Below are 17,247 nucleotides of genomic sequence, written 5' to 3' on the forward strand. Positions count from 1 at the left end.
TCGGTAGACGGACGTAATCGGCATCCTGCCGTTAACGTGCGCGCCTATGGAAGACCTGAATACCGATCTGTGGAGAACTCCGTCCATCCGTCGCGCGGACGGCGGCGATCAGGTCACGATGTCCGCGATCGCTTCCACATGGCGGGAGCGTCGAATAAACTCCGACCTTCCGGTCGGTCGGTGGGAGTTTCGCGCCGGAGAACGCGGTTCGGCGGGGTCGGCTCAGCCGATGAGCAGCCCGCGCAGCTGGTCGGTCGAGTGCACGATCGCCATGGCGTCGCCGGCCTCGGCGGGCGAGCCGTAGCCCCACTCGACGAGGATCGTCGGCACGCCGTTCGCGAGCGCGCCGATCGTGTCGTGGCTGCGGTCGCCCACCATGACGGCGTGCGAGGTGTCGATGCCGTCGTCCTGCAGGCGGCGCAGCGCCTCGGCGACGACCTGCGACTTGGTGCCGCGCGTGCCGTCGGTCGTGGCGCCCGTGATCACGGTGAAGTACTGCGCGAGCCCCGCGTTGTCGAGCACGGCCCGGGCGGTCGGCTCGGGCTTCGACGTTGCCAGGGCGATGGGCACGCCCGCGGCGTGGAGTCGCTCGAGCAGTCCCCGCACACCGGGGAACACGGGCGACGAGAGCACGTGGTCGGCGTAGTGGGCGCGGTAGGTCGCGACGGCCTCGTCGGCCAGCGCGTCCTCGAGGCCGTGGCCGGCGCCGAACACGTCCCGGAGCGGCGGGCCCACGTACGAGCGCAGCGTCGCGTCGTCGGGAACGGGCAGGCCGAGGGTGCTGAACGTGTGGGCGAGGGAGGCGGTGATGTCGGCGGCCGAGTCGATGATGGTGCCGTCGAGGTCGAAGAGCACCGCCGACCAGGTGCGGGTGAGCGTGGGGGTGGGGGAGGTCACCGTGACATCCTAGAGTCCCCGAATGCGAGTGATGCTCAGAGTTCGCCCAGAACTGGGTCGGGTGACCCAATTCGCCGCGGCGACGCAGACGTGCCGGAGCGGCTCAGAACAGCCGCGAGTGCCCGTCGTCGACGCCGCGCATCGCGTCGTAGTCGAGCACGAGGCAGCGGATGCCGCGGTCTTCGGCGAGGGTTCGAGCCTGCGGCTTGATCTCCTGCGCGGCGAACACGCCCTTCACGGGTGCGAGCAGCGGGTCGCGGTTCATGAGCTCGAGGTAGCGCGTGAGCTGCTCGACGCCGTCGATGTCGCCGCGGCGCTTCAACTCGACCGCGACGCTCGCGCCCGAGGCATCCGTCGCCAGGATGTCGACCGGGCCGATCGCCGTCATGTATTCGCGTCGCACGAGGCGGTGGCCTTCGCCCAGCAGTTCGATCTGCTCGGCCAGGAGCTTCTGCAGGTGCGCCTCGACCCCGTCCTTCTGGAGGCCCGGGTCGATGCCGAGGTCGTGCGCGGAGTCGTGCAGCACCTCGTGGATCGACACGATGAGCCGGTCGGCGGTCTTCTTGTGCGTGACCGTCCACAACTGCGTGATGCCGGCCTCGCGCTGCTCGTCGTCGGGCTGGGCCGTCTCGAGCGTGCACGGCGGGCTCATCCAGTTGAGCGGCTTGTAGCTGCCGCCGTCGGAGTGCACCAGCAGGCTTCCGTCGCCCTTGACCATGAGCAGCCGGGTCGCGAGGGGCAGGTGGGCTTGCAGCCGCCCCGCGTAGTCGACGGAGCAGCGGGCGATGACGAGGCGCACCCGACGAGTCTACCGGCGGGGTCGGGCGACGCCCGCGTGCGGGCCGGTCAGGCCCGACGGTACGCGACGAGCACGGTGCCGTTGTCGAACCGCTGCGTCTCGGCGAGCTCGAGCGACTGCCGCACCCCGTCGGGCAGTGCGCGAGTGCCGCCGCCGACGATCTCGGGCACGAGGTACAGCTCGACGTCGTCGACGATGCCCGCCCGGAAGGCCTCGGCCGCGAGCGTCGCCCCGCCGACGAGCACATCCGCGTCGGACGCCTCGACGAACGCCCGCACCTCGTCGGCGTCGAACCGGGGCTCGAGCCGGGTGCGCGGCGTGGTCGGCTCAGTGAGCGTCGACGAGTAGACGACCTTGTCGGCCCCGCGCCAGACCGCGGCGAAGTCGGCCTGCATGGGCGGCAGCTCGGCGAGGTCGACCTCGTGCCAGAACGCCATCACCTCGTACAGCCGGCGGCCGTAGAGGTGCGTGCCGATGCCGCGCATGCGGTCGTTGATGAAGGCGTGCAACTCGTCGCTCGGCACGCTCCAGTCGAAGCGGCCGCCTGCATCGGCGATGTAGCCGTCGAGCGAGCAACTGGTGGAGTAGATGAGCCTGGCCATGCGGCACCTCCCGCCGCCCATCGTGCTCCGTCGGGCGGGATTCCGCCAGAGGCGCAGCGATTCCGCGAGGTCGGGCCTGCGCGCCGGGTCGGCACCGGTCAGGATGCCGCGGTGCGGGCGTTCTCGCGGGCCGCCGGCGCCGCGAGGAAGGAAAGCACGAGCAGCACGAGGATGACGAGCAGCGCGTTGAGGATGCCGAAGTGCTGGCCGATGAAGCCGAGCAGCGGCGGACCGGCGAGGAACGCGCAGTAGCCGATGATCGCGACGGCGCTCACGCGGGCGGCGGAGTCGGTGGGGTGGTCGGCGGCGGCCGACATGCCGACCGGGAAGCCGAGCGACGAGCCGATACCCCAGAGCACGGTGCCGACGACGAGCATCCACGTCTCGGTGCCGAAGATGAAGAGCGAGAGCCCGGCGATGCCGACGACCGCGAGCGTGCGCAGCACGGGGACGCGGCCGAACCGGTCGAGGATCGGGCCGCCGACGACGCGGCCGGCCGTGATCGAGACCGTGAAGACGCCGAACATGAGCGCGCCGGTCGTCGCGTCGAAGCCGTGCCCGTCGACGACCGCGAGCGCCAGCCAGTCGTTGGCGGAGCCCTCGGCGAACGACATGCCGAGCATGATGACGCCGATGAGGAGGAGCCGCACGTCGGCCCAGACGGCGAGGTTCGCCTTCAGCCGCTCGGTCCACGGCGGACGAGGGCCGGTGTGCGTGTCGTCGCCGACCTCGGCGCGCACGGGCACGTAGCGCACGGCCACGAAGATGCCGGCGGCGATGCCGAGCGCCATGACGCCGAGGTGCCACGAGACGGGGATGTCGAGGGAGGATGCGGCGGCCGCGACACCGGCGCCCGCGACCGTGCCGAAGGAGAAGAAGGCGTGCATCATCGGCATGACCGTGCGGCCGATCTCGCGCTCGGCCTCGGCGCCCTCGACGTTCATCATCACGTCGACGGTGCCGTTGCCGAAGCCGAAGAGGGCGAGCCCGATGACGACGAGCGGCACCGAGGGCAGCAGGTCGGAGCCGCCGACGCCCGTGAACACGAGCCCCACCGACACCGTCACGAGCGCGCTGATCATGCCGAGGCGCGCGCCGAGGCGGGCGAGCAGCCACGGGGCCGCGACGAGGCCGGCCACGGCGCCGATCGACGAGGCGAGGATGACGAGGCCGACACCCTGCGTCGTGAGCCCGGTGTCGTCGCGGATCGCGGGGATGCGCGCCACCCAGCTCGCCATCGCGAGCCCCGAGAGGAAGAAGATCGCGAAGATCGCGTTGCGCCAGGCGACGAGCTCGCGCGTCGAGCGTGGCACGGTCGCGCTCGTGCGGGGGGTCTCGGTCATCGTGCTTCCCGGGGTCGGCCGGCGCCGTCGGACGCCTATCGAATCGATTCGATCGCACTCTATCCGGGGGTTTCGCGAGCCGCAAGCCGTGCCGCGACGGCGGCGGGGTGAGCGCGGCGCGCGCAGCCGATCGTCCCGGATCTCGCCGACGCGCTTGCGCGAGTGGCGCGTGCCTCGCTACTGTCTCGTGTTAATCGTTTAGCTAAACGATTAACATCCGCGGGCTCCGCACCGCACCCCTTCACCAGAGAGACAGATCCAAAGGAGGATCGGATGCTTCGACGTGCAATCACCCGCCGCGGTGCTGCCGCACTCGCCGTGGCCGCGACCGCCGCGCTCGCGATGAGCGCCTGCAGCGGCTCGGGTTCGAACGGAGGCGACGGCGAGGACGTCACCATCACGTACGGGATCTGGGACGAGAACCAGCAGCCCGCGATGGAGGAGATCGCCGCGGCGTTCACCGAAGAGCACCCGAACGTGACGGTCGACATCCAGCTCACGCCGTACAAGGAGTACTTCACGAAGCTGCAGACCTCGGTCTCGGGCGGATCCGCTCCCGACGTGTTCTGGATGAACGGCCCGAACTTCCAGCTCTACGCATCGAACGGCGTGCTCGCCCCGCTCGACGACCAGGGCGTCGACGCCGCCGATTACCCGCAGGGCCTCATCGACCTCTACACCTACGACGGCTCGCTCTACGGCGCCCCCAAGGACTTCGACACCGTCGCGCTCTGGTACAACAAGGAGCTCTTCGACGCGGCCGGCGTCGAGTACCCGAAGGCCGGCTGGACGTGGGACGACCTGAAGGCGGCCGCCGCGAAGCTCACCGACCCGGCGAAGGGCCAGTACGGCATCGCCGCGAGCCAGTACGGCCAGGAGAACTTCTACAACTCGATCGCCCAGGCCGGCGGCCAGGTCATCAGCGCCGACGGCACCGAGTCGGGCTACGGGTCGCCCGAGGCCCTCGCCGGCATCGAGCTCTGGACGGACCTCATCGAGGCCGGCTCCTCGCCGACGGCGCAGCAGATGACCGACACGAACCCCGAGGACTTCTTCCTCTCGGGCAAGGTCGCCATGTTCCAGAACGGCTCGTGGGCCGCGGTCGCGTACGCCGACAACGCCGACATCGCCGACAAGGTCGACGTCGCACCCCTCGCCGAGGGCGCCACCGGCAACCAGAGCGTGATCCACGGCATCGGCAACGTCGCCAACGCGAAGGGCGAGCACGTCGACGTCGCCAAGCAGTTCGCCGCGTTCGCCAGCTCCGAGCAGGCCGCCGAGATCCAGGCGGAGACCGGCACGGTCATCCCGGCCTTCAACGGCACCCAGCAGGCGTGGGTCGACGCGCTCCCGCAGTACGACCTGCAGGTCTACATCGACGCGCTCGACACGGCCGTCGCCTACCCCGTCTCGAAGAACACCTCCGCGTGGACCTCGATCGAGAGCGAGGTCCTCTCGCAGGTGTGGGCCGGCACCGTGACGCCCGAAGCGGGGCTCCAGGACCTCGCCGAGCAGATGCAGGCGGCGCTGGACGCGGAGTCGGAGTAACGCCATGTCTGATCTGATCGCGCAGCGCACGAGCGCGCCGATCACCGAGCTCGACCGGGAGCGGCCCGCGGCCGCTCCCGGCCGGGGGCGGCGCGGCGGGCGCGGACCGGGCCAGTCGCCGTGGTGGGCGCTGCTCTTCATCGGGCCGACCGCCGCAGGCCTGCTCGTCTTCTACCTGTGGCCGACGGTGCGCACCTTCCTGATGTCGTTCACCGAGTCCGGCCCGTTCGGCGGGTCGGAGTTCGTCGGACTCGACAACTACGCACGGCTCGTCCAGGATCCCGAGCTCATCGAGGCCCTGCGCAACACCGCGGTCTACACGGTGATCGCACTCATCGGCATCCCCATCGCGATCGCGATCGCCGCCCTGCTCAACACCGCAGGTCTGCGCGGCCGAGGCGTGTACCGCACGCTCTACTTCATCCCCGTCGTCACCATGCCCGCGGCGATCGCGCTGGTCTGGCGCATGATCTACAACGGCGACTACGGCGTGCTCAACGCAGCGCTCGCCGTCTTCGGCATCGAGGGCAAGAGCTGGCTCACCGACCCGAACACGGCGCTCGTCGCCATCGCGGTCGTCGGCATCTGGGCCGGACTCGGCACCAACATCGTGATCTTCCTCGCGGGCCTGCAGGGCATCCCCGACACGATCATGGAGGCCGCCGACCTCGACGGCGCCGGCCCCGTGCGCAAGTTCTTCTCGATCACCATCCCGCTGCTCAGCCCGAGCATCTTCTTCGTGAGCGTCATCAGCGTCATCGGCGCGCTGCAGGTCTTCGACCTCATCTACATGATGCTCGGCCGGTCGAACCCGGCGATGCCGAGCACCCGCACGATCGTCTACCTCTTCTACGAGGCGGGCTTCCTCGACAACCAGCAGGGCTATGCGGCGGCGATCGCCTTCCTGCTGCTCGTCATCATCCTCGTGCTGACCGTCGTGCAGTTCCGGCTGCAGAAGAAGTGGGTGCACTATGAGTGACCTGGCCGTCGACACCCGTGCCATGACGGGCGCCCCGCCCGAGGCATCCGCCCCGCGACCCGGCCGCACCGGCCGGGGCCGCAAGCAGGGCCACTGGCTCGTGCACCTGCTGCTCGCCGGCGGCGCCGTGCTCATGATCTTCCCGTTCGTGTGGCAGACGCTCACCGCGTTCAAGACGTTCCAGGACTCGGTGCAGGTGCCGCCCGTCGTGTTCCCCGACCCGTGGGTGTGGACGAACTTCGCCGAGGTCTTCGAGTCGATGCCGTTCGGCCAGATGTTCCTCAACTCGGTGCTGCTCACGATCGGCCGCACGGTCGGCCAGGTGGTGCTCTGCACGATGGCGGGCTACGCGTTCGCGCGCATCCCGTTCCGCGGCCGCAACGTCGTGTTCGTGCTGTTCCTCTCGGTGCTGATGGTGCCGTCGCAGCTCTACCTGCTGCCGCAGTACGAGATCATCCAGAACCTCGGCTGGCTCAACACCCTGCAGGCGCTCATCGTGCCGGGCATCTTCAGCGCCTTCGGCACCTTCCTCATGCGGCAGTTCTTCATGTCGATGCCGGCCGAGCTCGAAGAGGCGGCGCGCATCGACGGCGCGAACCCGTGGCAGACGTTCTGGCGGGTCATGGTGCCGCTCGCGAAGCCCGGCATCGTCGCCCTCACCGTCTTCACGGTGCTGTGGTCGTGGAACGACCTGCTGTGGCCGCTCGTGGTCACGACCGACCCCGAGAAGATGCCGCTGTCGGTGGGCCTGTCGCAGCTCGTCGGCCTCCACGGCACTGACTACCCTGTGCTGATGGCGGGCGCCCTGCTGGCGACGCTGCCCATGCTGGTCACGTTCATGATCCTGCAGAAGCAGTTCATCCAGGGCATCGCCTTCTCAGGGACGAAGGGGTGACGTGATGGTGCGGGCGAACACTGGCGGACCGACCGGGCACGGCAGCTCCGGCCCCGGGGGAGGCGCGAACGCACGCCGCCGCCCCACGCTGCGGATGGTCGCCGAGCTCGCGGGCGTCTCGACCGCGACCGTGTCGTACGTGTTCTCGGGGCGCTCGGGCGGCGGCTCGGGCGTGGCCGAAGCCACGGCCAAGCGCGTGCTCGAGGCCGCCGAGCAGCTCAACTACCGGCCCAACCGCGCCGCCCGCACCATCCGCACCGGACGCAGCGACACGGTGCAGCTGTCGCTGCACATGCTGAGCGACCCGTGGTCGCTCGCCGTCGCCGCCGCCGTCAACGAGGAGGCCAACCGGCACGGCCTCACGACGCTCATCCTCGCCGACGGCGACTGGTACGCCGCGCTCGACCGCGTCGAGAGCGACGTCGCCTACCTGGACGCGGCCGTCGGCACCGACGAGGTGCGTCGCAAGCTGCAGGCGCTCGCCGAACGCGGCCAGCGGCTCGTGGTCTTCAGCGAGACGCTCGAGCCCGACGGCTACGACGTGATCCGCTCCGACGCGATCCCCGGCTGCTACCTCGCGATGGACCACCTGCTCGAACGGCACACGGCGATCGGATGCCTCGCGGCCGACGACGCCGTCAAGGCACCCGAGCGCTCGCGGTACGCACCGTACCTCGCCAGGATGCGCCAGCGGGGCCTGCCGATCGTGCCCGAGCACACCGCCACGTACTCGAACACGCAGGCGAGCGCCTTCGCGGCGGCCGTCGCGCTCCTCTCCCGCGACGACCGGCCGACCGCGATCTACGCGACGACCGACTTCGCGGCGATCGCGGCGATCAACGCCGCGCACATGCTCGGCCTCCGCGTGCCGCACGACGTCGCCGTCATCGGCGTCGGCAACACGCCCGACGCGCAGTCGATCGCGCCGACCCTGACCACCGTCGGTCCCACCGACTTCTACCGCCGGCAGGCCGAGATCATCGTGGCCCGCGCGCTCGACTCGGGTGCGAGCGAGCCCGGCCTGCACGAATTCCCCTGGTCGCTCGTCCCGGGCGGCTCGACCGACCTCGACGCACCGCCGCGCGCGGCGCGCACCCTGTAGCCCTGCCTGCGCAGGAACATCTTCGAAGGAGCACCACGCCGTGGATCTGAACATCGGCATCGTCGGCTTCGGCGCGCGCTCGACCCTCGCCATGGAGGCCCATCGGCCCGGCCGGGGCTCGCGGGTGACCGCCGTCTGCGACCTCTCCGAGCGCTCGCGCACCGAGGCGCGGTCGGCCCTGCCCGAGGCATCCGTCACCGATTCGATCGACGAGCTGCTCGCGAGCGGCATCGACGCCGTCATGGTGCTGACGCCCGACCACCAGCACGCGACCGTCGCGATCGCGGCGCTCGAGGCGGGCGTGCCCGTCTTCTGCGAGAAGCCGCTCGCGGTGACGGTCGCCGACGCCGACGCCATCCTCGAGACGGCGCGTCGCACCGGCACCCGGCTCTACGTCGGCCACAACATGCGCCACATGTCGGTCGTGCTGCTCATGCGCCGGCTCATCCTCGAGGGACGCATCGGCGAGGTGAAGGCGGTCTGGTGCCGCCACTTCGTCGGCAACGGCGGCGACTTCTACTTCAAGGACTGGCACGCGGAGCGGGCGAAGACGACGGGCCTCCTGCTGCAGAAGGGCGCGCACGACCTCGACGTCATCCACTGGCTCGCCGGGGCGTACACGACCGAGGTGCAGGCGATGGGGTCGCTGAGCGTCTACGGCGACATCGACGACCGTCGCGACCGTTCGGGCGAGCGCATGCGCGACTGGTTCAGCCTCGACAACTGGCCGCCGACCGCCCAGACGGGCCTCAACCCGGTGATCGACGTCGAGGACATCTCGATGGTGAACATGCGGCTCGGCAACGGCGTGCTCGCGAGCTACCAGCAGTGCCACTTCACGCCCGACTACTGGCGCAACTACACGGTGATCGGCACCGAGGGCCGCATCGAGAACTTCGGCGACGTGTCGGGCTCCGAGGTGGGGCTCTGGAACCGCCGCCACCAGGGCGCGGCGCCCGCCGACGAGACGTTCATCGTGCCCGAGTCGCCCGAGGACGTCGGGCACGACGGCGCCGACGCGCTGCTCGTCGCGGAGTTCCTGCGCTTCGTGCGCGACGGCGGACTCACCGAGACGTCGCCCGTCGCCGCGCGCGAGGCGGTCGCGGTCGGCATCCGGGCGACCGAGTCGCTGCGCGGCGACGGCGGCACCCTCGAGATCGCGCCGCTCGACCCCGAGCTCGTCGCCTACTTCGAGGCCGGACAGGTCGAGCCGGCGGCGGCGCGGGCCTGAGTCATCCAGCCGCCGACCGCTGCCAGCGCCGGTACGATGGCTGAGTCATCCGGCGCACCCACCGGACCACTCGCATGAGCCGCCGCACCCAGCGGTTCGTGCGCCGAACAACGGAGTTTTCGAAGCGATGAAGGCCCTCTACAAAGCCGCCCCCGGCGCAGGTTTCGAGTTCGTCGAGCGGCCCGAGCCCGAGCCCGGTCCCGCCGACGTGAAGATCCGGGTGCTGCGCACCGGCATCTGCGGCACCGACCTGCACATCGAGAAGTGGGACGACTGGGCCGCGTCCGAGATCCGCACGCCGTTGATCCCCGGACACGAGTTCTACGGCGAGGTCGTCGAGGTGGGCTCGCTCGTGCACGACGTCGCCGTGGGCGACAAGGTGTCGGGCGAGGGACACGTCGTCTGCGGCATGTGCCGCAACTGCCGCGCGGGGCGCCGCCAGATGTGCATTCGCACGCAGGGCGTCGGGCTGCACCGCGACGGCGCGTTCGCCGAGTACGTCGTGATCCCCGGTGAGAACGTCTGGGTGCACCACTCGCCGGTCGACCCCGAGGTCGGCGCGATCTTCGACCCGTTCGGCAACGCCGTGCACACGGCGCTCGCCTTCTCGGTCGTCGGTGAAGACGTGCTCGTCACGGGCTGCGGGCCGATCGGGCTCATGTCGATCGCGGTCGCGCGCCACGTCGGCGCGCGGTTCATCGTCGCCTCCGACGTGTCGCCAGCGCGCCTCGAGCTCGCACTCGAGATGGGCGCCGACGCGGTCGTGGACGTCTCGAAGGAGCGCGTGCGCGACGTGCAGCAGCGGCTCGGCATGCGCGAGGGCTTCGACGTCGGCTTCGAGATGAGCGGCTCGCCCAAGGCGCTGCCCGAGATGATCGAGAACATGAACCACGGCGGCCGCATCGCGATGCTCGGCCTGCCGAGCGAGCCCTACGCGATCGACTGGGGCAAGGTCGTCACCCACATGCTCACGCTCAAGGGCATCTACGGGCGCGAGATGTTCGAGACGTGGAACTCGATGTCGGCGATGCTGCAGACGAGCTCGGAGCTGCGTTCGCGCGTGGCCTCGATCATCAGCGACCGGTTCGCCGCGCGCGACTGGCGCGAGGCGTTCGACGTGGCGGCGTCGGGCGGCGTCGGCAAGGTCATCCTCGACTGGACCCAGGTCTGAACGGAGCGTTCTGAGATGTACGGAGATGTGAAGGCGCAGCTGCGCGCGGAGCTCGACGAGATCGAGGCCGCCGGGCTCACCAAGCGCGAGCGCGGCATCCAGGGCCCGCAGTCGTCGGCGATCGACGTCGCGGGCCGCGAGGTGCTGAACTTCTGCGCGAACAACTACCTCGGCCTGGCCGACGACCCGCGCATCGTGGCGGCTGCGCACCGCGGCCTCGACGAGTGGGGCTACGGCATGGCGAGCGTGCGCTTCATCTGCGGCACGCAGGAGCAGCACCTCGAGCTCGAGCGGGCCGTGTCGCAGTTCCTGGGGTACGACGACACGATCCTGTTCTCGTCGTGCTTCGACGCGAACGGAGGCGTCTTCGAGACCCTGTTCGGGGCCGACGACGCGATCATCTCCGACGAGCTCAACCACGCGTCGATCATCGACGGCATCCGCCTCTCGAAGGCGCAGCGCTTCCGGTACAAGAACCGCGACATGGCCGACCTCGAGGCGAAGCTGCAGGAGGCGTCGGGCGCCCGCCGCACGGTCATCGTGACTGACGGCGTGTTCTCGATGGACGGGTACATCGCCCCGCTCGAGGAGATCTGCGACCTCGCCGACCGCTACGGCGCGCTCGTCTTCGTCGACGACTCGCACGCCGTCGGCTTCGTCGGCGCGAACGGCCGCGGCACGCCCGAGTACTGCGGTGTCGAGGGCCGGGTCGACATCACGACCGGCACCTTCGGCAAGGCGCTCGGCGGCGCGTCGGGCGGTTACGTCGCCGCCCGCCAGGAGATCGTCGACCTGCTGCGCCAGCGTGCCCGCCCGTACCTGTTCTCGAACACGCTCGCGCCCGCGATCGTCGCGGGCACGCTCGAGGCGCTGTCGCTGCTGGCCTCCTCGGGCGAGCTGCGCACGCGCCTGAACGCGAACGCCGCGCTGTTCCGGGAGCTCATGGATGCCGCGGGCTTCGAGCTGCTGCCCGGTGAGCACCCGATCGTGCCCGTCATGTTCGGCGATGCCGCGCTCACCGCACGCATCGCCGACGCGCTGCAGGAGCGCGGCGTGTTCGTGACGGCGTTCTCGTACCCCGTCGTGCCCAAGGGGGCCGCACGCATCCGCGTGCAGCTCTCGGCGGCGCACTCCGAGGACGAGATCCGCCGCTGCGTCGCGGCCTTCACGGAGGCGCGCGAGGCGGTCGCGGCCGGCTGAGGCCGGCCGCCGGTGTCGCGTATCTGCAAGACGCGCGCGATCGCCCGGCGTAGCCTGAGGCCGACCATGAGCGGAGACCGCCTGCGGGCGGTGACGCGAGAGGAGGCGGATCATGGCCGAGCGATTCGACGCGGTCTCGAGCATCACGATCGATGCGCCGCGCGAGCGCGTCTGGGCGGTGATCACCGACCCGGCCGCCGCACGGGAGTTCATGTTCGGCACCGAGCTCGAGACCGACTGGTCGGTGGGCGGCGCGATCAGGTGGCGCGGTGAGTGGAAGGGCGAGGCGTACGAGGACCACGGCGTCGTGCTCGAATTCGATCCGCCCGGTCGACTCGTGCACACGCACTTCAGTCCGCTGGGCGGCGAGGCCGACGTGCCCGAGAACCATCACACCCTGACGTGGACCCTCGACACCGCCGCCGGGGCGACCGTGCTGACGCTCACGCAGGACAACAACCCGACGGCGGAGGCGGCCGAGCACTCGAAGGGGATGTGGGACTCGCTCGTCGCGAAGGTGAAGCAGCTGGCCGAGGGCTCGTGACGAGCGGCCGCGCCGCCAGGTGGCGCGGCGCCGCACTCGGCCGGCTTCGAATCGATTCGGCCTAGAATCGGGCGCATGCAGCCCGAACCCGCAGCCCCGGCCGCCCCGCGGCCGACGCTCGCCGACGTCGCCGCGAAGGCCGGTGTCTCCGCGTCGACGGCCTCGCTCGCGTTCAGCGGCTCCGGCCCCGTGTCGGACGCCACGAAGCAGCGCGTGCTCGACGCCGCGGCTGCGCTCGGCTACGGCGGACCCGACCCGCGCGCGCGGTCGCTCCGCCGCGGACGCTCGGGCATCGTCGGCGTCGTGCTCGAGGAGCGCGTGCGGGCCGCCTTCCTCGACCCCGTGAAGATCCAGATGCTCGACGGCATCACGGAGGGCATCGCCCCGCTCGGCGCGGGCCTGCTGCTGCTGACCGACACGGGCGAGCCGGGCGAGAACGCCGTCGACATCGAGAGCGCGCCCGTCGACGCGGTCGTGCTCATCGGCTGCAGCCCGAGGCTCGCGGTCTCGATCGAGGCACTGCGACGCCGCGGCATCCCCGCCGTCGCGATCGAGGGCGACACCGGAGCCGACCTGCCCGAGATCTCGATCGACAACCACCAGGCGACGCGGCGCGGCGCCGCGTACCTGCGCGAGCTCGGCCACGCGCGCGTCGCGCTCGTCACGCTGCCGTTCGACGCGGCGCGCACGCGCGGCCCGCTCACGCCCGAGCTCGAGCGCGCGGGCACGGCGGCGACCGCGCGCGAGCGGCTCGCCGGGGCCCGCGAGGTGTTTCCCGGCATCACCGGGCAGGTGGCCGGAGCGAGCTCGATCGAAGAGGGGCTCGAGGCCGGGCGCGCGTTGCTCGCCGACCCGGCGAACCGCCCGACGGCGGTCATCGCGCAGAGCGACCTGCTCGCGGCCGGCGTCATCCGCGCCGCCGAGGAGCTCGGCATCGCCGTGCCCGCCGAGCTCAGCGTCATCGGGTTCGACGGCATCACCGTCGACGGCCTGCAGCACGACCTGACGACGCTGTCGCAGCCGTCGGTCGCGAAGGGCCGCGCGGCCGGCGAGGCCGTCGTGAGCCTGCTCGCGGGCGAGTCGCCCGAGTCGGTCTGCTTCACGAGCACCCTGCACGTCGGCGACACGACGGCCCCGCCGCCCGCCCGCTGATCGGTCGGCCCGGGTCGTAGGCTGGCCCGCATGAGCCTCGACCTCGCCGCCGTCTACCGCGACCTGCACGCCAACCCCGAACTCTCGTTCCAGGAGCACCGCACCGCCGGCATCGTCGCCGAGACGCTCACGGGGCTCGGCTTCGAGGTGATCACGGGCCTCGGCCGGACGGGCGTCGCGGGCGTGCTCGCCAACGGCGACGGCCCGACGGTGCTGCTGCGCGCCGACATGGACGCCCTGCCCGTGCTCGAGGACACCGGCCTGCCGTACGCGAGCACGGCGCGCGGCGTCGACCCCGACGGCAACGACGTGCCGGTCATGCACGCGTGCGGCCACGACGTGCACGTGACGTGCCTGCTGGGCGCTGCCGAGCGCATGGTCGACGAGCGTCCGGCCTGGTCGGGCACGCTCGTCGTCGTATTCCAGCCGGCCGAGGAGCTCGGCGGCGGAGCCGAGTCGATGATCACCGACGGGCTCTACGCACGCGTGCCCAAGCCCGACATCGTGCTCGGCCAGCACGTCGCCCCGCTGCCGGCGGGCTTCGCGGGCGTGCACCCGGGCGTCGCGATGGCGGCGGCCGACTCGCTGACGGTGCGCGTGCACGGCGTCGGCGGCCACGGCTCGCGCCCCGAGGCCGGCGTCGACCCGGTGCTGCTCGCCGCCGCGATCACGGTGCGCCTGCAGGGCGTCGTCGCCCGCGAGGTCGCCGCGACCGACGCCGCGGTCGTCACCGTGGGACAGCTGCACGCCGGAACGAAGCACAACATCATCCCGTCGGAGGCGATGCTCGGCATCAACGTGCGCAGCTTCGACGAGGCGGTGCGCACGCGGGTGCTCACCGCGATCGAGCGCATCGCGAAGGGCGAGGCGGCGGCGTCGGGCGCGCCGCGCGAGCCCGACTTCGACTACATCGACCGCTTCCCCGCGACGGTCAACGATCCGGATGCCTCCGAGCGCACCGCCGCGGCGCTGCGACGCGCGCTCGGCGAGGGGCGCGTGTTCGACCCGGGCGTGGTCTCGGGCAGCGAGGACGTCGGCGTCTTCGCCACCGAAGCGGGCGTGCCGCTCGTCTACTGGTTCCTCGGCGGGTTCGACCCGTCGCTGTTCGACCCGGCCGCGCTCGCCGCGGGCCGACTGCCCGAGGACCTGCCGTCGAACCACTCGCCGAAGTTCGCGCCGGTCATCGACCCCACGCTCGACAGCGGCGTCACCGCCCTCGTCGCCGCAGCGCGCGAGTGGCTGGGGGCGCCGGCCGCCTGACCGCGGTTCAGGCCGGCGCGCCTGTGACCATCCACCGGGTGCCGCGCGCCCGCAGCGAGAGCGTGACGGCGCGCGCCGCCAGGTAGCCGATCGCGAAGGCGGCCATGAGCCACGCGGGCCCTGCGGCGCCGGGCGGCGCCACCGACACCACGCCGAGCGCGAGCGGCACGAACACCGCGAGGTTCACCACGCCCGTCCACGCGAGATAGCGCGCGTCGCCCGCGCCGATGAGCACGCCGTCGAGCACGAACACGAGCCCGCCGAGCGGCGCCGACAACCCGAGCACGACGAGCGACGGCGGCAGCAGGGCCGCGACCTCGGCCGAGCTCGTGAAGAGGCCCGGCAGCACCCAGGCCGAGGCGATGAGCAGCGCGCCGATGACCGCGCCGGAGCCGATGCCCCACTCGACGCAGCGCCGCAGCACGCGCCGGACCGCTGCGACGTCGCCCGCGCCGAGGCCGCGCCCGATGAGCGCCTGCGCGGCGATCGCGAGGGCGTCGAGCGCGAACCCGAGCGTGAAGTAGATCGTCATCGCGACCTGGAACGCGGCGAGCTCGTTCGACCCGAGCGAGGTCGCCGCCCACGTCGCGAGCAGCAGCGCGACGCGCAGGCTCGTGGTGCGGATGAACAGCCAGCCGCCCGACGCGGCACCGCGCAGCACGCCGGCATGATGGGGCCACGGGCTCGCACCCGCCCGGCGCGCATGGGCCGCGACCACGACGAGGTAGACCGCGACCATGCCCCACTGCGCGATGACGGTGCCGACGGCCGACCCCGCGATGCCCCAGCCCGCGACGTAGATGAACACGTAGTTGAGCGCGATGTTGACGGCGAAGCCGATGCCCGCGACCCACAGCGGGGTCTTCGTGTCCTGCAGGCCGCGCAGCAGGCCGGTCGCCGCGAACACGATGAGCATGGCCGGCAGCCCCGCCATCGAGATCGAGAGATAGGCGGATGCCTCGGCCGTGACCGCCTCGGTCGCGCCGAAGAGCCCGACGAGCCATGGGGCCGCGAACCAGCCGGCGACGCCGAGCACGACGCCGATGCCGAGGGCGAGCCACAGTCCGTCGATGCCCGACGCGACCGCACCGCGAAGGTCGCCGGTGCCGAGGCGGCGTGCCACCGCCGGGGTCGTGGCGTACGCGAGGAACACCATGAGCCCGATGATCGTCTGCAGCACGGCGCTCGCGAGCCCGAGCCCCGCGAGCGGGTCGGCGCCGAGATGGCCGACCATGGCCGTGTCGGCGAGCAGGAACAGGGGCTCGGCGATGAGGGCCCCGAGCGCCGGGATCGCGAGACGCAGGATGTCGCGGTCGACGGCACGGTCGATCGCGCGCGGCGCGGAGGAGGGGTTCGAGGTCTTCATGTGCCCCACGAGCCTACGTCGGCCCGGTGACACGACCGGATGCCGGCCGGGCTGCCCGGCATCCGGTCGGCTTCGGGACGCGGCGCGTCGGGTTCGCACCGGCCCGGCTCATGCGGCCGCGCGCACGCCCTTCTCCTCGCCGCGCTCGACCCGGTCGACGGCGGCGACGCCGCCGCCGACGAAGGCCGTCACGGCGTCGAGCGTGCGGTCTGCGGCGAGCAGCCTGACGTGCCCGGACCCGCTCGAGAGCAGCATCCTCGACCGATCGCCGTGCGCCGCGTGCAGCAGCTCGCTCTGGGCGGCGTCGATCTCGCGATCCTCCCGGTCGTGCAGCAGCAGCAGCTCGACGGAGGCCGGCAGCGGCGCGGCGACCGTGTCGAATCGCCGCCACGGGTCGGAGACGCCGGGGAAGACCCGCCGGGTGTAGCGCGTGCGCTGGATCTCGGCGGCGCGTGCGCTCAGCCCGATGGCGTGCGCGAAGGCGTCGAACAGGTACCGCCCGGAGGCCATCGGCGCGAGGCCGACGACCCCGCGCGTCGACACGCCGTCGCGCACCGCGGTCATCGTCGTGAGGGCGCCGAGCGAGTGCCCGATGATGGCCTCGAACCGCCCGTACTTGAGATGCAGCCGGTTGATCGCCTCCACCCACGATCGGATATCGGTGCTGCGCCCGCCGGCGTCGCCGTGCGCCGGGGCGTCGAAGGCGACGAGGTGGTACCCGGCCGCACGCAGCTCGCGGATGATCGGCGCGAACTGCGAGGCGCGCCCGCGCCAGCCGTGCACGAGCAGCACGGTGCGGGGGCCGGTGCCCCACTCGTAGAGCACGCCGTCGCCGTGCGGCAGCGGCAGCGGGTGCCGTTCGGCGGCGAGGTGCACGGGCTGCTCGCTCGGCTGCACGACGCGCGAGGGGCGGGTGCGTTCGAACATGGGGCCGGCGATGCTCGCGGCGAGGCCGGGCGAGACGTGGTCGGCGGTGCGCACCGCGCCGAGCGCGGCGTTCGTCATCGGGACGGAGGTCGACAGAGCCATTGCTGATCCTTTCGGGGAGTGGCTCGCGTAGGGGCGCGCACCGCATACTCTGCTCCGGCGCAATCGTCGCCGACATGGACCCACGTCCTGTATCGACGCCGCGCGGGAACCCAGAACGGGGGGTCTCGG

The 17,247-nt window shown here is 71.7% G+C and carries 16 protein-coding genes; 10 read left to right on the forward strand and 6 right to left on the reverse strand.

The window, feature by feature from the left end; translation table 11 throughout:
• Window positions 1–222 precede the first annotated feature (222 nt).
• The 4 genes from AC3RJ6_RS01670 to AC3RJ6_RS01685 form a co-directional block, all read right to left on the reverse strand.
• Window positions 223–897 carry an HAD hydrolase-like protein gene (locus AC3RJ6_RS01670; RefSeq protein ID WP_491425121.1) on the reverse strand — a complete coding sequence of 225 codons (675 nt, stop codon included), beginning with the start codon at window positions 895–897 and terminating at the stop codon, window positions 223–225.
• A 103-nt stretch (window positions 898–1,000) separates the two neighbouring features.
• A complete protein-coding gene (gene nucS / locus AC3RJ6_RS01675; RefSeq protein ID WP_491425122.1) occupies window positions 1,001–1,696 on the reverse strand; it encodes an endonuclease NucS in 696 nt (231 codons plus the stop codon).
• A gap of 47 nt (window positions 1,697–1,743) precedes the next feature.
• Window positions 1,744–2,298 carry a dihydrofolate reductase family protein gene (locus AC3RJ6_RS01680; RefSeq protein WP_491425123.1) on the reverse strand — a complete coding sequence of 185 codons (555 nt, stop codon included), beginning with the start codon at window positions 2,296–2,298 and terminating at the stop codon, window positions 1,744–1,746.
• A gap of 98 nt (window positions 2,299–2,396) precedes the next feature.
• Complete coding sequence (locus tag AC3RJ6_RS01685; protein ID WP_491425124.1) at window positions 2,397–3,641, reverse strand: MFS transporter; 1,245 nt, start codon at window positions 3,639–3,641, stop codon at window positions 2,397–2,399.
• Window positions 3,642–3,914: 273 nt separating this feature from the next.
• Between AC3RJ6_RS01685 and AC3RJ6_RS01690 the strand changes: the two genes are divergently transcribed.
• The 10 genes from AC3RJ6_RS01690 to AC3RJ6_RS01735 all read left to right on the forward strand — a co-directional run bounded on the left by AC3RJ6_RS01690 (window position 3,915) and on the right by AC3RJ6_RS01735 (window position 14,723).
• Entirely contained in the window at window positions 3,915–5,189 is a 1,275-nt protein-coding gene (locus tag AC3RJ6_RS01690; protein WP_491425125.1) for an ABC transporter substrate-binding protein, read from the forward strand.
• A gap of 4 nt (window positions 5,190–5,193) precedes the next feature.
• Window positions 5,194–6,168: a carbohydrate ABC transporter permease gene (locus AC3RJ6_RS01695; protein WP_491425126.1), complete on the forward strand. Its 975-nt coding sequence runs from the start codon at window positions 5,194–5,196 to the stop codon at window positions 6,166–6,168.
• Window positions 6,161–7,063: a carbohydrate ABC transporter permease gene (locus AC3RJ6_RS01700; protein WP_491425127.1), complete on the forward strand. Its 903-nt coding sequence runs from the start codon at window positions 6,161–6,163 to the stop codon at window positions 7,061–7,063. The genes AC3RJ6_RS01695 and AC3RJ6_RS01700 overlap by 8 nt, the downstream gene beginning before the upstream one ends.
• Window positions 7,064–7,067: 4 nt before the next feature.
• Window positions 7,068–8,165 carry a LacI family DNA-binding transcriptional regulator gene (locus AC3RJ6_RS01705; protein WP_491425128.1) on the forward strand — a complete coding sequence of 366 codons (1,098 nt, stop codon included), beginning with the start codon at window positions 7,068–7,070 and terminating at the stop codon, window positions 8,163–8,165.
• 40 nt (window positions 8,166–8,205) lie between these two features.
• A complete protein-coding gene (locus tag AC3RJ6_RS01710) occupies window positions 8,206–9,396 on the forward strand; it encodes a Gfo/Idh/MocA family protein (protein ID WP_491425129.1) in 1,191 nt (396 codons plus the stop codon).
• A 127-nt stretch (window positions 9,397–9,523) separates the two neighbouring features.
• Window positions 9,524–10,567 carry an L-threonine 3-dehydrogenase gene (gene tdh, locus AC3RJ6_RS01715; RefSeq protein WP_491425130.1) on the forward strand — a complete coding sequence of 348 codons (1,044 nt, stop codon included), beginning with the start codon at window positions 9,524–9,526 and terminating at the stop codon, window positions 10,565–10,567.
• Window positions 10,568–10,582: 15 nt separating this feature from the next.
• Window positions 10,583–11,767: a glycine C-acetyltransferase gene (locus tag AC3RJ6_RS01720; protein ID WP_491425131.1), complete on the forward strand. Its 1,185-nt coding sequence runs from the start codon at window positions 10,583–10,585 to the stop codon at window positions 11,765–11,767.
• 112 nt (window positions 11,768–11,879) lie between these two features.
• Window positions 11,880–12,311 carry an SRPBCC domain-containing protein gene (locus AC3RJ6_RS01725; protein ID WP_491425132.1) on the forward strand — a complete coding sequence of 144 codons (432 nt, stop codon included), beginning with the start codon at window positions 11,880–11,882 and terminating at the stop codon, window positions 12,309–12,311.
• Between the two features lie 75 nt (window positions 12,312–12,386).
• On the forward strand, window positions 12,387–13,463 hold the full coding sequence (locus AC3RJ6_RS01730; protein WP_491425133.1) for a LacI family DNA-binding transcriptional regulator: 1,077 nt from the start codon (window positions 12,387–12,389) through the stop codon (window positions 13,461–13,463).
• Window positions 13,464–13,493: 30 nt separating this feature from the next.
• On the forward strand, window positions 13,494–14,723 hold the full coding sequence (locus tag AC3RJ6_RS01735; protein WP_491425135.1) for an amidohydrolase: 1,230 nt from the start codon (window positions 13,494–13,496) through the stop codon (window positions 14,721–14,723).
• A 7-nt stretch (window positions 14,724–14,730) separates the two neighbouring features.
• On the opposite strand, the gene AC3RJ6_RS01740 is transcribed toward AC3RJ6_RS01735, so the two are convergent.
• Both AC3RJ6_RS01740 and AC3RJ6_RS01745 read right to left on the reverse strand, forming a co-directional pair.
• Entirely contained in the window at window positions 14,731–16,089 is a 1,359-nt protein-coding gene (locus tag AC3RJ6_RS01740) for an MATE family efflux transporter (protein WP_491425136.1), read from the reverse strand.
• A gap of 108 nt (window positions 16,090–16,197) precedes the next feature.
• Window positions 16,198–17,118: an alpha/beta hydrolase gene (locus AC3RJ6_RS01745; protein WP_491425137.1), complete on the reverse strand. Its 921-nt coding sequence runs from the start codon at window positions 17,116–17,118 to the stop codon at window positions 16,198–16,200.
• Between the last annotated feature and the right edge of the window lie 129 nt (window positions 17,119–17,247).

It is taken from the genome of Agromyces cucurbitae (assembly GCF_058349945.1).

What these genes read in the sequence shown, in the direction of transcription:
- AC3RJ6_RS01745 (WP_491425137.1), bottom strand. Translation starts at nt 17,118, where the DNA reads ATGGCTCTGTCGACCTCCGTCCCGATGACGAACGCCGCGCTCGGCGCG.
- AC3RJ6_RS01700 (WP_491425127.1), top strand. Translation starts at nt 6,161, where the DNA reads ATGAGTGACCTGGCCGTCGACACCCGTGCCATGACGGGCGCCCCGCCC.
- AC3RJ6_RS01695 (WP_491425126.1), top strand. Translation starts at nt 5,194, where the DNA reads ATGTCTGATCTGATCGCGCAGCGCACGAGCGCGCCGATCACCGAGCTC.
- AC3RJ6_RS01690 (WP_491425125.1), top strand. Translation starts at nt 3,915, where the DNA reads ATGCTTCGACGTGCAATCACCCGCCGCGGTGCTGCCGCACTCGCCGTG.
- AC3RJ6_RS01705 (WP_491425128.1), top strand. Translation starts at nt 7,068, where the DNA reads ATGGTGCGGGCGAACACTGGCGGACCGACCGGGCACGGCAGCTCCGGC.
- AC3RJ6_RS01735 (WP_491425135.1), top strand. Translation starts at nt 13,494, where the DNA reads ATGAGCCTCGACCTCGCCGCCGTCTACCGCGACCTGCACGCCAACCCC.
- AC3RJ6_RS01725 (WP_491425132.1), top strand. Translation starts at nt 11,880, where the DNA reads ATGGCCGAGCGATTCGACGCGGTCTCGAGCATCACGATCGATGCGCCG.
- AC3RJ6_RS01740 (WP_491425136.1), bottom strand. Translation starts at nt 16,089, where the DNA reads ATGAAGACCTCGAACCCCTCCTCCGCGCCGCGCGCGATCGACCGTGCC.
- tdh (WP_491425130.1), top strand. Translation starts at nt 9,524, where the DNA reads ATGAAGGCCCTCTACAAAGCCGCCCCCGGCGCAGGTTTCGAGTTCGTC.
- AC3RJ6_RS01720 (WP_491425131.1), top strand. Translation starts at nt 10,583, where the DNA reads ATGTACGGAGATGTGAAGGCGCAGCTGCGCGCGGAGCTCGACGAGATC.
- AC3RJ6_RS01730 (WP_491425133.1), top strand. Translation starts at nt 12,387, where the DNA reads ATGCAGCCCGAACCCGCAGCCCCGGCCGCCCCGCGGCCGACGCTCGCC.
- AC3RJ6_RS01680 (WP_491425123.1), bottom strand. Translation starts at nt 2,298, where the DNA reads ATGGCCAGGCTCATCTACTCCACCAGTTGCTCGCTCGACGGCTACATC.
- AC3RJ6_RS01685 (WP_491425124.1), bottom strand. Translation starts at nt 3,641, where the DNA reads ATGACCGAGACCCCCCGCACGAGCGCGACCGTGCCACGCTCGACGCGC.